Origin of the sequence: Arthrobacter sp. NPDC093128 (genome assembly GCF_040683875.1) — a bacterium.
Taxonomy (GTDB): domain Bacteria; phylum Actinomycetota; class Actinomycetes; order Actinomycetales; family Micrococcaceae; genus Arthrobacter.
Genome location: NZ_JBFBEY010000003.1, coordinates 371,691 through 387,144, shown reverse-complemented (window position 1 = coordinate 387,144; position 15,454 = coordinate 371,691). Strand labels below are relative to the sequence as shown.

11 protein-coding genes are annotated in these 15,454 nt (G+C 65.8%); 4 read left to right on the top strand and 7 right to left on the bottom strand.

Going from position 1 to position 15,454, the window contains the following annotated elements; all coding sequences use genetic code 11:
• Positions 1-30 precede the first annotated feature (30 nt).
• Positions 31-1,368, top strand: coding sequence for an alpha/beta fold hydrolase (locus AB0N24_RS05610; RefSeq protein ID WP_364121655.1), 1,338 nt, complete (start codon positions 31-33; stop codon positions 1,366-1,368).
• Here AB0N24_RS05610 and AB0N24_RS05605 read toward each other — a convergent pair.
• From AB0N24_RS05605 to coaE, 4 genes are all read right to left on the bottom strand, one after another.
• Positions 1,354-2,817 carry an MFS transporter gene (locus AB0N24_RS05605; protein WP_364121558.1) on the bottom strand — a complete coding sequence of 488 codons (1,464 nt, stop codon included), beginning with the start codon at positions 2,815-2,817 and terminating at the stop codon, positions 1,354-1,356. The two genes, AB0N24_RS05610 and AB0N24_RS05605, sit on opposite strands and share 15 nt — an antisense overlap.
• A 164-nt stretch (positions 2,818-2,981) precedes the next feature.
• Positions 2,982-4,010: a TerC family protein gene (locus AB0N24_RS05600; RefSeq protein ID WP_364121555.1), complete on the bottom strand. Its 1,029-nt coding sequence runs from the start codon at positions 4,008-4,010 to the stop codon at positions 2,982-2,984.
• Positions 4,011-4,174: 164 nt separating this feature from the next.
• Positions 4,175-6,256 carry an excinuclease ABC subunit UvrB gene (gene uvrB, locus AB0N24_RS05595; RefSeq protein WP_364121552.1) on the bottom strand — a complete coding sequence of 694 codons (2,082 nt, stop codon included), beginning with the start codon at positions 6,254-6,256 and terminating at the stop codon, positions 4,175-4,177.
• Positions 6,257-6,296: 40 nt separating this feature from the next.
• Positions 6,297-7,562 (bottom strand): dephospho-CoA kinase, encoded by a 1,266-nt coding sequence (gene coaE, locus AB0N24_RS05590; RefSeq protein WP_364121549.1) that lies wholly within the window; start codon positions 7,560-7,562, stop codon positions 6,297-6,299.
• 70 nt (positions 7,563-7,632) lie between these two features.
• Here coaE and AB0N24_RS05585 point away from each other — a divergent pair, with 70 nt between their 5' ends.
• From AB0N24_RS05585 to AB0N24_RS05575, 3 genes are all read left to right on the top strand, one after another.
• Positions 7,633-8,319 carry a YigZ family protein gene (locus tag AB0N24_RS05585; RefSeq protein ID WP_364121547.1) on the top strand — a complete coding sequence of 229 codons (687 nt, stop codon included), beginning with the start codon at positions 7,633-7,635 and terminating at the stop codon, positions 8,317-8,319.
• Positions 8,316-8,840: a GNAT family N-acetyltransferase gene (locus tag AB0N24_RS05580; protein ID WP_364121652.1), complete on the top strand. Its 525-nt coding sequence runs from the start codon at positions 8,316-8,318 to the stop codon at positions 8,838-8,840. Before AB0N24_RS05585 ends, AB0N24_RS05580 begins: the two co-directional genes overlap by 4 nt.
• Positions 8,841-9,018: 178 nt before the next feature.
• Complete coding sequence (locus AB0N24_RS05575; protein WP_364121544.1) at positions 9,019-9,447, top strand: DUF1810 domain-containing protein; 429 nt, start codon at positions 9,019-9,021, stop codon at positions 9,445-9,447.
• A gap of 96 nt (positions 9,448-9,543) precedes the next feature.
• Here AB0N24_RS05575 and rpsA read toward each other — a convergent pair whose 3' ends face one another.
• From rpsA to polA, 3 genes are all read right to left on the bottom strand, one after another.
• A complete protein-coding gene (gene rpsA, locus AB0N24_RS05570) occupies positions 9,544-11,019 on the bottom strand; it encodes a 30S ribosomal protein S1 (protein WP_011691911.1) in 1,476 nt (491 codons plus the stop codon).
• A gap of 218 nt (positions 11,020-11,237) precedes the next feature.
• A complete protein-coding gene (locus AB0N24_RS05565; RefSeq protein ID WP_364121650.1) occupies positions 11,238-12,524 on the bottom strand; it encodes a GNAT family N-acetyltransferase in 1,287 nt (428 codons plus the stop codon).
• A 93-nt stretch (positions 12,525-12,617) separates the two neighbouring features.
• Positions 12,618-15,452, bottom strand: coding sequence for a DNA polymerase I (gene polA, locus AB0N24_RS05560; protein ID WP_364121540.1), 2,835 nt, complete (start codon positions 15,450-15,452; stop codon positions 12,618-12,620).
• Between the last annotated feature and the right edge of the window lie 2 nt (positions 15,453-15,454).

Genomic DNA, 15,454 nt, shown 5'->3' with positions numbered 1-15,454 from the left:
CTGCCCATGACCGGGCTCACCGCCGTGGCAATGCTGGAGGCTACGGCCAGCCTTGCCAAGACCGTTCCGCACTCCATCAGGGCACGGCATGAGTACCGCGGGATGCGCACGGCCGAGCACTATTTCGAGGTGCCCCTGGACCACTTCAATGGCGGCGCCGGGACGATCACCGTGTTTGCGCGCGAGTACGTCTCCACGGACCACAGCGCGGAGGAGGCCACCCAGCTGCCTTGGCTGCTGTACCTGCAGGGAGGCCCCGGCGGACGGGGCAACCGGCTCGCCGCCCTCGGCGGCTGGACCAAAGCCGCCGCCAGGGACTTCCGCATCCTGATGCTGGACCAGCGCGGCACCGGGCTGTCCACTCCCATCGACCGCAACACGCTCCCGCTGCGCGGAACCGAGACGGAGCAGCTGGACTACCTGACGCATTTCCGGGCAGACTCGATCGTCGCGGACGCCGAGGCCATCAGGCATGCCCTGGGATCCGGTCCGTGGTCCATCTACGGGCAGAGCTATGGCGGCTTCTGCGCGCTCAGCTACCTTTCCTTCGCCCCGGAGGGCCTGCGTGAGGCACTCATCACCGGCGGGCTCGCGCCGCTGGACGGCCCCGCGGACAGGGTCTACCAGGCCACCTTCCGCCGGGTCGCCGCCCGCAACGCCGAATACTTCGCCGCCTATCCCGAGGACCGCGCCGCGGTCAGCCGGATTGCCCGGCACCTGCGCGGGACAGATGAGTACCTGCCCGACGGCGAGCGGCTCACCGTGGAGCGGTTCCAAATGGTGGGGGCGTTCCTGGGCGGCAACACCAGGGTGGACACACTGCACCATCTGCTGGAGGACGCCTTCGTGGACACACGCGGCGGCGAACGCCTGTCGGATGCGTTCCTGGAGCAGGTCCGCGGCATTGTCTCGCGTGCCGCCAACCCTCTGTATGCCCTCATGCACGAATCCATCTACGGCCAGGGCGGGGCGACTGCCTGGGCAGCACAGCGGGTGCTTCAGGACTTCCCGGAGTTCAGCCCCGATGCCGCCGAGCCACTCCTGACCGGCGAAATGGTCTACCCCTGGTACTTCGAACAGGACGCAGCGCTCCGCCCGCTGCGGAACGTTGCCGGGCGCCTGGCCGGGAAGCCCGACTGGAAGCCCCTGTACGACCCGGAACGGCTGGCGTCGAACAGCGTGCCCGTGGCCGCCGCGGTGTACAGCGAGGACATCTACGTTGACCGGGATTTGTCCCTGGAAACGGCCTCGGCCGTGCGCGGGCTCCAGGTCTGGGAAACGTCGGACTTCCACCATGACGGGATCGCAGACGACGGTGAAGGCATCTTCTCGCGGTTGCTGGGAATGGTGCGCTCAGTCCGCCCCTGAGCGGCCGCCGGCCCCGCCGAACAGCGTCGCCGGTCCGTCTCCTGCCCTGGAAGGCAGGAGGGCGATGACCGCCGCGGCAAGAACAACCACAGCAACCAGGCCGCCTGCCACGTTGAGCCCCGGGTAACCGGCCCAGCTGAGGATGAGGCCCGAGAAGGCGCCGCCCACCGCACCGGCCGCACCCATCAGCATGTCCGAAACGCCCTGAACCATAACGCGGTCCTCCTGGCGCACGCTTTCGGCCAGGAGCGTGGATCCCGCGATGGTGGCGGCGGACCACCCGAGCCCCAGAAGCACCAGCCCGACGGTCACCGCGACGGTTGACCGCTGGCCGAAGCCCGCCACGGTCACCGCTGCGACCAGCAGGGCGAATCCCAGGACAATGGTCTGCCCGCGTCCGGTCTTGTCCGTCAGCCACCCCATCACGGGTGAAAACGCGAACATCCCGGCGATATGCAACGAGATGGTGAAGCCAATGATCACCAGGACGTCGCCGGCGGCGGTGTGACTGGCGTGGGCGGCGCCGCCGGGCCCGGCCACCAGTTCCTGCAGGTGCAGCGGCGTCACGGACATAACACCCACCATTACGGCGTGGGCGCCGACGACGGCGGCCAGCGCCAGGATGGCGGACGGTGAATGGCGGGCGGCCAGCAGTCCGCGGCGAAGGGCGCCGCCCCGCGAGGCTGGCGGCTGCTGCCCACCCACCCGGACCCCGGCGGCAGCGGGGCCCGCCGGTGCCGGGTCGTCCGGTCGGCCGGGCCCGGCAGCCCCGGCGGCGTCCTCTGCGAGCTGCCGCGCGAACAGCAGCGGGTCCGGGCGCAGCCCCGTCAGCAGCAGGGCGCAGGCCAGCACCAGTCCGGCGGCAGAAATGACGAAGGGACCGGCAATAGGCGGCAGGCCGACGGCCTGGCCCACCACGGCGCCCGGTTGAATGAGGTTGGGTCCCGCCACTGCGCCGATAGTGATGGCCCACACGACGGCTGACAGGGCCCGGCCGCGGTGTTCATCATCGGCGAGGTCCACGGCGGCAAACCGCGCCTGCAGGCTGGATGCCGTGCCGATGCCCACACCGGCGGTCCCCAGGAGCAGCAGCACAAAGTTTCCGGACACGACAGCACACACGATCAGCGCCACGCCGGCGAGGGCTGCGGCGAGCCCGGTCACGAGGCCGGCCCTGCGGCCGCGGCGGTGCGCCAGCGAAGCCAGCGGCAGCGCCGAGAGTGCCGCGGCGAGCGTCATGACGGTGGCCACGGAGCCGGCCCAGGCGCTCGAGCCGGAAAGGTCCACTGCGAGCAGCGAGCCGATGGAAACGGTGGCCGCCGTACCGATTCCGCTGAGCAGCTGTGCCGAACCGAGGAGCACAACCGTTCGGCGCTGGACGGTTTGGCGTTGCAGGGGGCGCCGCGGGACGTGGCGCACACCGGGCTGCGCCCCGGAAGTGTTAGCCATCCTCAGAGCATAGCGCCGCGGGTGTCCTTGAAAACAGGGCTGCCGGATTGGTAAATGGACTCGCCTGGGGCCGCCCAGTCGGGGGAACTGCCTGCTGAACGCAGACAACCCCGGCCAACGATGTGGCCGGGGTTGTCTGGAGCGTGCTTGAAGTAGTGGGGTGCCTACTCCGCTTCGCTCATGCTCTTGCGTGAGTCCTCATCGAGACGGGCATCCACCTTCGCCTGGGCGGCTTTCGAGCTCAGCAGGCTGGCGATGACGGCGACGATGATGGTGCCCACGATGACAGCCAGGGACACGAACGTGGGGATCTCGGGAGCCCATTCGATGTGGTGGCCGCCGTTAATGAACGGGAGCTCGTTGACGTGCATAGCGTGGAGTACCAGCTTGACGCCAATGAACGCCAGGATGAAGGACAGCGCGTGCTTCAAGTAGATCAGGCGGTTCATCAGCCCGCCCAGCAGGAAGTACAGCTGGCGCAGGCCCATGAGGGCGAAAAGGTTCGCGGTGAAGACAATGAACGGGCTCTGCGTCAGGCCGAAGATCGCAGGAATGGAGTCAACAGCGAAGAGCAGGTCGGTCAGGCCGATGGTGACGAAGACGATCAGCATCGGGGTGAAGACCTTCTTGCCGTCCACCATGGTGCGCAGCTTGCCGCCGTCGAACTTCTCCGACATCGGGATCACCTTGCGGAGCTTGGCGATCAGCGGGTTTTCCTTGTCCTCTTCGTCTTCGCCCTCGTCCTGGGCCTGCTTCCAGGCGGTCCAGAGCAGGAAGGCACCGAAGATGTAGAAGACCCAGCTGAACTGCTCGATCACGATGGCGCCGAGCATGATGAAGATGCCGCGCAGGATCAGCGCGATGATGATGCCCACCATCAGCACTTCCTGCTGATACTTACGGGGCACCGAGAAGCGCGCCATGATGATGATGAAGACAAACAGGTTGTCGATGCTGAGGCTGTATTCCGTCACCCAGCCGGCAACGAACTGGCCGCCGAACTCCGGGCCGGTGAAGGCGAACATCGCGCCGGCGAACACCAGGGCCAGAGTGACGTAGAACGCCACCCACAGGCCGGCTTCCTTCATGGAGGGTTCGTGGGGACGCCGGATAACCAGAAGAAGGTCGATGGCGAGGATCAGGCCGAGGACGACAAAGGAGCCGATCTCGAACCAGACGGGCAAATCGAGCACAGGATGGCCTTTCGCAGGGTACGGAACAGTGGTGTAAGTCTCTCCGGCCAGCCTGTGCACTTTGTGCTGAATTGGCAGCCCGCTACGCCCGGCAGGGCACCAGTGCCATGCGTGTTGACGATCGTAGCGCTTGGGATACTCCCCTACGTGACATCAACCTTACCCTAAGCGTGGCCCGCGGCCTGCATCTGGCGCAGTTCTTTCTTCAGGTCCCCCACTTCGTCGCGCAGCCGGGCAGCGAGTTCAAACTGCAGTTCGCCGGCTGCGGCGTGCATTTGTTCGGTCAGCTGTTCGATGAGGCCCACGAGGTCCTCCGCCGGTGCGGCGGCAAGACCGTCCGCCCGCACGGTGGACGCGCCCTTGCCCTTGCCGCGCGTCTTTCCCGCCGTGGCAAGCAGTTCGCGGGTGTCCGCGTCCTCCTTGGCCAGCTGGTCCGTGATGTCCGCGATCTTCTTCCGCAGTGGCTGCGGGTCGACACCGTTCTCCGTGTTGTAGGCCACCTGAATTGCGCGGCGCCTGTTTGTTTCGTCGATGGCGTGCGCCATTGAGTCGGTGATGCGGTCCGCGTACATGTGAACCTGCCCGGAGACGTTACGGGCGGCGCGGCCGATGGTCTGGATCAGCGAGGTGGACGAACGGAGGAAGCCCTCCTTGTCCGCATCCAGGATGCTGACCAGGGACACCTCAGGCAGGTCGAGGCCTTCGCGGAGCAGGTTGATGCCCACCAGGACGTCGAAGGTGCCCATCCGCAGTTCACGGAGCAGTTCCACGCGGCGGAGCGTGTCCACGTCCGAGTGCAGGTACTCGACTTTGACGCCGTGGCCCAGCAAATAGTCGGTGAGGTCCTCGGCCATCCTCTTGGTGAGCGTGGTGACCAGGATGCGTTCATTCTTCGCCGTCCGGGTGCGGATCTCGCCCAGCAGGTCATCGATCTGGCCCTTGGTGGGTTTGACCACGATCTCGGGATCGATCAGGCCGGTGGGACGGATGATCTGCTGCACGAAGCCATCCGCCTTGCCGAGTTCGTACTTGCCGGGAGTGGCGGACAGGTAGACGGTCTGGCCCACCCGCTCAAGGAATTCATCCCATTTGAGAGGTCGGTTATCCATGGCCGAGGGCAGGCGGAAGCCGAAATCCACGAGATTCCGCTTGCGGGACATGTCTCCCTCGTACATGGCGCCGATCTGCGGCACGGTGACGTGGGATTCGTCGATGACGAGCAGGAAGTCGTCCGGGAAGTAGTCGATGAGGCAGTGCGGGGCGGTTCCGCGGGCGCGGCCGTCAATGTGCGACGAGTAGTTTTCGATGCCGTTGCAGAAGCCCATCTGTTGCATCATCTCAAGGTCGTAGGTGGTGCGCATCCGGAGCCGCTGGGCCTCCACGAGTTTGTTCTGGCTCTCCAGCACCTGGAGCCGTTCGGCGAGTTCGTCCTCGATCCGCTTGATGGCCCGGGCCATCCGCTCGGGCCCGGCCACATAGTGCGAGGCGGGGAAAACGTACATTTCCTCTTCGTCCCGGATCACCTCGCCGGTCAGCGGGTGCAGGGTATGGATGTTCTCAATCTCATCCCCGAAAAATTCGATCCGGATGGCCAGTTCCTCATACATCGGGATGATTTCCACGGTGTCGCCGCGGACCCGGAACGTGCCGCGGTGAAAGTCCATGTCGTTGCGCGCGTACTGCATGGCGACGAACTTCCGGAGGAGATCGTCGCGGTTCATCTCCGCCCCCTTACGGAGCGTGACCATGCCGGCAATGTACTCCTCCGGCGTGCCCAGGCCGTAGATGCAGGACACCGTGGCAACGACGATGACGTCGCGGCGGGTCAGCAGGGCGTTGGTGGCGGAGTGGCGGAGCCGTTCGACTTCCTCGTTGATGGAGGAGTCCTTCTCGATGAAGGTGTCCGTCTGCGCAACGTATGCCTCGGGCTGGTAGTAGTCGTAGTACGACACGAAGTACTCCACCGCATTGTTGGGCAGCAGTTCGCGGAACTCGTTGGCCAGCTGCGCGGCCAGGGTCTTGTTCTGCACCATCACCAGGGTGGGCCGCTGGATCTGTTCAATCAGCCAGGCGGTGGTGGCGCTTTTTCCTGTACCGGTGGCGCCGAGCAGGACTACGTCCTTTTCACCATTCTTGATCCGTTCAGTGAGATCGGCGATGGCAGCCGGCTGGTCGCCGGCCGGCTTGAACTCGCTGATGACCTCGAAGGGCGCCACGACACGGTTGATTTCCTGGGCAAGGCTCATGAATATAATCTACCGCCGGGCACTGACATCGTGGCCCCATTCAGCTTTGGGCGGTACCGGCGGCACTTTCGGCTGCAGTTCCAGCGGCACGGGCTGCCGCATAGGGCGGAGGGCGCCAGCCGGTGCGCTGCACCCATGCATCCATCCGGACGGCGGCATATTCGGTGAACCATGCCTCCTTGTCCGCGGCGTAGCCCGCCGTCGACTTGTCCACGCTGTGGAGGGCGGCGACCCTGCGCTTCTCCGCGAGATAGTCCCTCCTCGCTGCCGCCTCATCGCGCAGCCAATCCCGGAAGCACAGGGCAAACCGACACCCGGGCGATCCCGCGGGCCGGACGTGCAGGTTCACCGGCCGGCCGGGGTCGGCGTTCGCGTGCAGGCGCTTGGCCCAGTCGGCCGGGTCGGGGTGCGAGGGTTTCGGATTGTCCGCGAGCACACCGGGCCACAGCGGGAACCCGGCTGCGGCCAGCAGTGGCGCGATCCGATCCGCCGTCGCCAGGTCCGCAACAATCAGTTGGAGGTCGATGATGTCCTTGGCGTCGAGTCCCGGAACGGCGGTGGATCCGATGTGGTCCACGGCAAGGATGCCTGCCGGGGCCGCCGCCTCAAGGCGGGCGGCCAGCCTGGCTGCCTGGGCCTCCCACATCGGGTCGGCAGGGGCCAGCACGGGCCCGCCCTTGCGGGGTGCCGCCCGTTCATGGCTGATGTTATTCGCATAGGGTGCCAGCCGGCGGCTCCACAGGGCGTCCACCGAGTCCCTCAGTTCCTGCACAGTGCCGGAGTTGTCCAGCACCACGTCCGCCGCCGCGAGGCGGACGTCCCGCGCAGCCTGTGCCGCCATTCTGGACAGGGCCTGCTCTTCGGTCATCTTCCGGTGCTGCACCATGCGCTGCACCCGCACATCGTCCGGGGCGTCCACCACCAGCACGAGGTGAAAACTGCTGCCCTGGCCTGTTTCCACCAGCAGTGGAATGTCCTGGACGACGACGGCGCCAACGGGGGCGGCGGCGATCACCGCCGCGGCCCGCTCCCGGACGAGGGGATGAACGATGCCGTTGAGGGCCGTGAGCCTGTCGGGGTCGCCGAACACCAGTGCGCCCAGCTTCGCCCGGTCGAGCCCGCCGTCGGCTCCCAGCATTTCCTCCCCGAAGGCCTCCACCACCTGCGCAAGGCCGGCAGTGCCCGGCTCCACCACTTCACGGGCGAGTGCGTCGGCATCGACCAGCACGGCCCCCAACTCCCGCAAACGCGACGCGACAACTGACTTCCCCGAGGCGATGCCGCCCGTCAACCCGATCTTCAGCACCCCACCAGACTAGTCCCCACCCGCCGTGCGCCCTGACGGCGTGGGCCCGCGCCCGGACTAGACTTGGGCGGTGCAAGCGCAAGAAAGCAGGGCCACTGCCTACACCACCCTTGCTGCCGGGCCGGACTTCCGCCACGAGCTGGAGGTCAAGCGGTCACGGTTCATCACCGTGATCCGGCGTACCGGGGACGAGGACGGCGCGAGGGCGCTGGTGGCCGGACTGCGCAAGGAATTCCACGATGCCCGGCACCACTGCTCAGCCTTCATCCTGGGTCCGGACCGTGACATCCAGCGTTCCAGCGACGATGGCGAACCGTCCGGAACCGCAGGCATCCCGATGCTGGAAGCCCTCATCCGGCGGGAGACAGCGCCCGGGGTGACGGACCTCAGCGACGTCAGCGCCGTCGTCGTCCGCTATTTCGGCGGGATCCTCCTCGGGGCCGGCGGACTGGTGCGTGCGTATTCGGAGTCGGTTTCCTCCGCGCTGGACCTCGCCCCGCTGGTCCGGCGCAGCCGGCTGCGGATCTGCTCCGTTGAGGTGCCGCATTCGGCGGCCGGAAGGCTGGAAAACGACCTCCGTGCAGCCGGCTACGTGATGGCGGAGACCGGTTACGGGGCGCAAAACACTCTCCTCCGGATAGCCCTGGCGGACCAGGCTGATGAACTTGCCCGGGCAGCCGAACGGCTCGCTGCCATGACGGCCGGCAGCGCTGTCCTCGTGCCGGGGGAAACGGAGTGGATTGATGTCCCCTTCTGACCACACCTTACGGGCGGGCCGCGTGCAGCTGCTCGACGTCACTGCCGGCATCCTCGAGGAACTGCTCGACGTCGCCCTCTCCGACGCAGCGCCCGACGACGTCACTCCCCCGCTGGGGGAAACTGACGGCTGGAACCCCGGAACGGACCGGCTGGTTCCGCGAGTATCACCGGGCCGCTGCCGCCGGACTGGACGGCCCGGCTGCCCAAAAGACGTGGGCGATCAGCTGCGACGGGCAGATTGCGGGATCCATCCGGCTTCGGCGGCCCGGGGCGTCCCCGTCGGAGGGCGGTCCGCTGGAAACCGGGCTGTGGCTCGGCCGCAGCTTCCGTGGCCGGGGAATCGGCCGGGAGGCGCTCACGCTTGTCCGGGCCGTGGCATTACGCGCCGGCGCGTCCAGGCTGCAGGCCGAAACAACCGCCGATAATGCGGCCGCCCAGGCGCTGCTGCGCTCAGCGGGTGCCGAACTGGCCGGAGACGGTGTGAGTTCACCGGTGACGGGGCGGATCAGCCTTCGCTGACGAAACGGCACCGAGGGCGCTGGACGCAGCACCTCTCCCCCGGTGACCGGGCGCGATCCAGTAGCCGATACTGGCCCGGCCGTTCCGCAGGCCGTGACCGTGGTGACGGTAAGGGCCTCGTCAGGCGGCGGGGCCGGTGGTTGGATGGACATGTCCAGCTGAGATGTGGAGGAAGCCGATGGAAGATCCTTTCGACCTTGAACGGTTCGTGTTGGCCCAGGATGCCGGTGGGACGTACCAGCGGGCCCTGGAGGAGCTCCGCAACGGGGAGAAGCAGTCCCATTGGATGTGGTTCGTCTTTCCCCAGGTCGCAGGCTTGGGACAGAGTCCCACGTCCAGGAAATACGCCATCACGTCACTGGCGGAAGCTCAGGCCTACCTGCGGCATCCTCTACTCGGTCAGCGGCTGGTGGAGAGCGCCAACGCTGTTGCCGCCCACACCGGACTCAGCGCAGTGCGGATTTTCGGCGGGATCGACGCGCAGAAGCTGAGGTCATCCATGACGCTGTTCCTGCGCGCCGCTCCGAAAGAGCCCGCGTTCCAGGAAGTCCTTAACCGGTACTTCGACGGAAGTCCCGACCCAACAACCGACCGGCTGCTGAAGTGAACAAAAAGGTGGCCGCCCCCTTTCGGGGACGGCCACCTTCAGCGTGCTAACTACCTGGGTCCTTGGGGGAATGCACCCTCAGGGACAACCGGGCAATTAGTTGCCGGTCAGCTTCTCGCGCAGTGCTGCAAGAGCCTCGTCCGAAGCAAGCGTGCCTGCACCGGTCTCGGCTGCAGCCGGCTCGGAGGAGTAGCTGGTGGTGCCGGAATCGCTGTCACCGGACGTTGCAGCTGCAGCGTCGTCGGCAGCGTGCTGGGCAACCTGCTTCTTGTGTGCTTCCCAGCGGGTCTGGGCATCAGCGTACTGCTGCTCCCAGGCTGCGCGCTGGTTCTCGTAGCCTTCAAGCCACTCGTTGGACTCCGGGTCGAAGCCCTCCGGGTACTTGTAGTTGCCCTCTTCGTCGTACTCAGCGGCCATGCCGTAGAGAGCCGGATCGAATTCGGTGCTGTCGGCGTCAACGCCCTCGTTAGCCTGCTTGAGGGAGAGGGAGATGCGGCGGCGCTCGAGGTCGATGTCGATGACCTTGACGAACAGCTCGTCACCAACGGAGACAACCTGCTCAGCCAGCTCCACGTGGCGGACTGCCAGCTCGGAGATGTGAACGAGGCCTTCGATGCCGTCTTCGACGCGTACGAACGCACCGAACGGAACGAGCTTGGTGACCTTACCCGGAACAACCTGCCCAAGGGCGTGGGTGCGGGCGAAGGTCTGCCACGGATCTTCCTGCGTAGCCTTGAGCGACAGGGAAACACGCTCGCGGTCCAGGTCGACTTCGAGAACCTCGACGGTGACTTCCTGGCCAACTTCGACAACCTCGGACGGGTGGTCGATGTGCTTCCAGGACAGCTCGGAAACGTGAACCAGGCCGTCTACGCCGCCCAGGTCCACGAATGCACCGAAGTTGACGATGGAGGAAACGACGCCGGGACGAACCTGGCCCTTTTCCAGCTTGTTGAGGAACGTGGAGCGGACCTCGGACTGGGTCTGCTCGAGCCATGCACGGCGGGACAGCACAACGTTGTTGCGGTTCTTGTCCAGCTCGATGATCTTGGCTTCGATCTGCTGACCGATGTACGGAGCAAGGTCGCGCACACGGCGCATCTCGACGAGGGATGCGGGCAGGAAGCCGCGCAGACCGATGTCGAGGATAAGACCACCCTTGACAACCTCGATGACGGTACCGGTAACGACACCGTCTTCTTCCTTGACCTTCTCGATGTCGCCCCAGGCGCGCTCGTACTGAGCACGCTTCTTGGAGAGGATCAGGCGGCCTTCTTTGTCTTCCTTGGTGAGCACCAGGGCTTCGACCTGATCACCAACGGAGACGACGTCTCCGGGATCAACGTCGTGCTTGATGGACAGCTCGCGGGAGGGGATGACACCTTCGGTCTTGTAACCGATGTCGAGCAGAACTTCGTCGCGGTCGACCTTGACGACGGTACCTTCGACGAGGTCTCCGTCGTTGAAGTACTTGATGGTGGCGTCGACTGCTGCGAGGAAGTCCTCAGCGGTACCGATGTCGTTAATCGCGACTACGGGGGTACCGGGCTTCTCGGTGGAGGTGATGGTCATGTAGTAGGGGCTCCGTTGTGGATAGTTAGTCGGTCAGGCGGACCGCCGCACACCCGTATGGACGGGGGCGCGGGTGATGGCAGACCACATGGACCTGCCAGGTTCATCCTGATTTTGTGGATTCTAGATACGTGCACGTAGTACACGCCCGTTTATTCTAGTCGCACCCTCCAACGCCGGTCAAAGCGGCCGGGGCCGGACTGAGGGCCCGAAACGGCTCAGAAATGCGTCAGGCAGTGGGGCACGCGTTCGACGGCGAACATCAGGGCGGCGCGGAAGGCTGCGTCCGGCGTGCGCTCGAGGATACGTCCCGAGTCAACCAACGTCACCGGATGCACACCGCCCAAGTACATCGAGGACAATGCCGCCACATCCAATTCAAGGTCCGCCGGGCTGGCGCCCGCGTCCGTGACCACTGCGGATCCTCCGCTCACGTCGAGGGCGAAAGTGCCGTCCGTCAGGCCCAGCGAATCGGCAACTTTCAGCACAAGCCGCCCGTCGGCCGGGTAGTGGCGGGCTTCCAGGGCCTGCTTCACATCCAGGATCCGCAGCCAGAGCATGTCCCGGGCAGCCGAGGCCTCGACACAGCGGGCGTCCTCGAGCGCCCAGCTGAGCGCGTCGTCCACCGGGGCTTCCTCGCAGGAAACCTGCTCAACCAGGTCAATGGCCCCCAGGTACTGCCACAGTTCCAGGTACGCCGAACCGGTCGCCGCCACCAGGTCAAGCACTTCCATGGTGTAAGGCTTGCTGGACCAGCCGGAAAACTTATAGGAGACGTAGCCGTCCACCCCGCCGTCGGGCCCGTAATGCAGCGCGACCTTCACCTTCGGGTCCTCGCCGCCGTCCCGGCTGATGGATCCCGAAATGAACTCCCGGTAGAACTCGTGGCGGTCGATTGACCCGGGTGTGAGGCGGTGCTTCCGGTCAAAAACCACCGGGGCCAAGTCCAGGAGGACTTTGGGGTCGGCCACTTCAACGCTTCCCACAGGAGTGTGGTTCAGCTTGAATCTTGTGGTGGTGTCCACTTTGATGGATTGCTCGGAGGTTGCCACGCCAAATCCGAACCGGCCGTAGATCGACGCCTCGGAGGCCGTGAGTGCGGCCATGGCCAGGCCGTCCTGGCGGGCCTGCGCCAGGTCTTCGACCATCATGCGCCGCAGCAGCCCGAGGCGGCGGTGGGAAGTCCGGACGGTCACCGCGGTCACCAGCCGGGTGGGCAGCAGCCTCCCAAAGCCGATGTTCAGGCTCTTGACCATGGTTCCGAAAGTGGCGACAGGTACGTCGGCGCCCAACGAATGGCCCGCGACAGATCCCGTTTGGTAGACGCCGGTCATCACGCGCCTGTCGGCGCGCTGCATCTCGATGCCTTTGTCCACCCGCTCATCGGTGCGTCGGGCATCGTGGAAGCCGAAGGCCACGGCCCGCATCCATGCAACCGACTGCGGGTACGCAGGATCGTCTTTGGCTGCCGGCTCAAACCGCCGGATTTCATAGTCCGCACTCAAATTAGGCACAGTGCCGAGCCTAGCCAATACAGCCACCGGTCCGGTACCGGCACGCCGCTGGCGCGCCGGTACCGGACCCAAGGCCCGCTAACACTAGTGGCCGGCGTCGTACCAGCTGGGACCGACGCCGATCTGGACATCCAGCGGAACGCTCAGGTCCGCGGCGGCTGCCATCTGTTCGGTGACAAGTTTCTCGACGGCCGCGCGCTCCCCCGCCGCTACCTCAAGGACCAGTTCGTCGTGGACCTGCAGGAGCATCCGCGATTTCAGGCCCTGGGCCGCCAGTTCGGCGTGCACGCCCAGCATGGCCCGCTTGATGATGTCTGCCGCCGAGCCCTGGATGGGCGAGTTCAGCGCAATGCGTTCCGCGTTCTCGCGCAGCTGGCGGTCCGTGCTGGTGAGGTCCGGGAGGTACCGGCGACGCCCCTCGATGGTGGCGGTGTAGCCGTCGATCCGGGCCTGGTCCACCACACCCCGGAGGTAGTCGCGGACGGCGCCGAACCGGTCGAAGTATTCCTTCATGAGGGTCCGCGCCTCGTCAACGGAAATCTCCAGCTGCCTGGAGAGGCCGAACGAGGTGAGGCCATAAGCGAGGCCGTAGGACATGGCCTTGACCTTGGAGCGCATGGCACTGGTCACCTGGTCGGTGGGCACATGGAAGATGTTGGAGCCCACGAACCGGTGCAGGTCTTCGCCGTCCTTGTACGCCTGGATCAGGCCGGCGTCCCCCGAGAGGTGGGCCATGATACGCATTTCGATCTGCGAGTAGTCCGCGGACAGCAGGCAGTCATAGCCATCGCTGACCACAAAGATGCCGCGGACGCGCCGGCCTTCCTCGCTGCGGATGGGGATGTTCTGCAGGTTGGGGTTGTTGGAGGAGATCCGGCCCGTCGCCGCGACGTTCTGCGCGTACGTGGTGTGGATCCGGCCGTCCTCCGTCACGGACTTCTTGAGCGTCTCCAACATCTGGCGCAGCTTCGACGACTCGCGGTGCGCCATCAGCTGGACCAGGAATTCGTGCCCGGTCTTTTCCAGCAGGTTCTTCAGTGACGCGGCGTCGGTGGTGTAGCCGGACTTGATTTTCTTGGTCTTCGGCAACTTGAGTTCGTCGAACAGGACGGTCTGCAGCTGCTTGGGCGATCCCAGGTTGACCTCGTGGCCGATCGCCGCGAAGGCAAGCTCCTGGGCGTTGTCGATCACCTTGGCGAGATCCGCCAGCTGGTCGTCCATGCGCGGCATGTCGATGGCGATTCCCGCGAGTTCCATGTCGGCCAGAACCCGGCTGACGGGCAGCTCCAGGGTGGTCAGCAGGTCCGCGGCCTTGCGTTCCGTCAGCTCCGATTCGAAGTATCGGCTCAGGGTCTGGACGACGGCGGCCACCCGGACCAGCTCGCCGGCAGCGGCGGCGTCGTCGCCGTCGAACGACAGCTCAAGCTGGCCAGCCTTCGCGGTCTCAGGCGAGATGCTGATGTTGAGGTGGTGCTGGGCCAGCTCGGCGAGCTCGTACGTGCGGCGGTCCGGCTGGATGAGGTACCCGGAGATGGAGGTGTCATCCACCACCCCTTCCAGGCCCAGGCCACGGCTGGACAAGGCCTTGAGGGCCGCCTTGTAGCCGTGCATCACCTTCGGCGATTCCCCATCCCGCAGCCAGTCCGCCAGGACGTTTTCGGCTGCGGCGTCCTGCGCTGCGAGGTCGATGTACACGGCGGCGTCGTCGCGGACAATGGCCAGTGCAGCGGCGTCTTCGCCGATCCGGCCGGGCACCAGGTCGACGGCGACTGCCGACCTCTTGCCGGCCCCCGCCGCCAGGAAGGCGCCCAGCTCGGCAGCGTCCGCGGGGATCACGTAGTCCGGTGTGTCGATGCTCTCCCGCTCAGCGGATTCCACGTCCTCGCTGCTGTACAGGGCAAACAGCCGGGTACGGATGGTCTTGAATTCAAGGTCGTCGAACAGCTGCTCCAAGGCGGCCTCGTCCGGCCGCGGTTCCGCGAGTTCGTCCAGCGTTACCGGGAGGTCCAGGTCCGTGTGGAGCCTGTTCAGCCGGCGGTTCCGCTTGACGTCCTCAACGTTCTCACGCAGCGAGTCCCCCACCTTCCCGCCGATCGCGTCGACGTGCTCCAGGACCCCCTCCAGCCCGCCGTACAGGTTGATCCACTTTGCGGCGGTTTTCGGGCCGACGCCGGGAACGCCGGGGAGGTTGTCCGCGGTTTCCCCCACCAGGGCGGCGAGGTCCGAGTACTGCGGTGGCGTCACAAAGTACTTCTCCTGGATGGCAGCGGCGTCCAACCGGGGAATGTCGCTGACGCCCTTCCGCGGGTAGAGCACAAACACGTTGTCGGTGATGAGCTGGAAGGCGTCACGGTCACCGGTCACGAGGAGCACCTCGTAACCGGCCTTCTCCCCCATGGCGGCGAGCGTTGCCAGGATGTCGTCAGCTTCATAGCCAGGCATTTTGATGGTCTTGATGCCCCATGCCTGCATGACCTTGTCGATGAGGTCGATCTGGCCGCTCATCTCCCGGGGCGTTTCGTTCCGGCCGCCCTTGTAGTCGCTGTACTCGGCCTTGCGGTGGGTGGTTTCATCCGACACATCGAAGGCCACGGCAACGTGGGTGGGCTTCTGTTCCTTAATCAGGTTGATGAGCATGGAGGTGAATCCATGGATCGCGTTGGTGTGCTGCCCGTTCGCGGTGGAGAACTTGTCCGCCGGCAAGGCGAAAAAGGCGCGGAATGCCATGGAGTGTCCGTCCAGGACAAGGAGGCGCGGCTGGTCCGTGATGGGAATCACGGGAGCCTCGGTGGCGGAAACCGGCTCCGCGGTACGTGTGGTTTTCCGGGCGGGCTTGGCCGCAGTCACTGATTCGGAGTCAGGAGCCGGGAGGATGTCTGCTGCAGAGGGGGCAAGGGCCGGTTTGGTAGTTTCGCTCACAG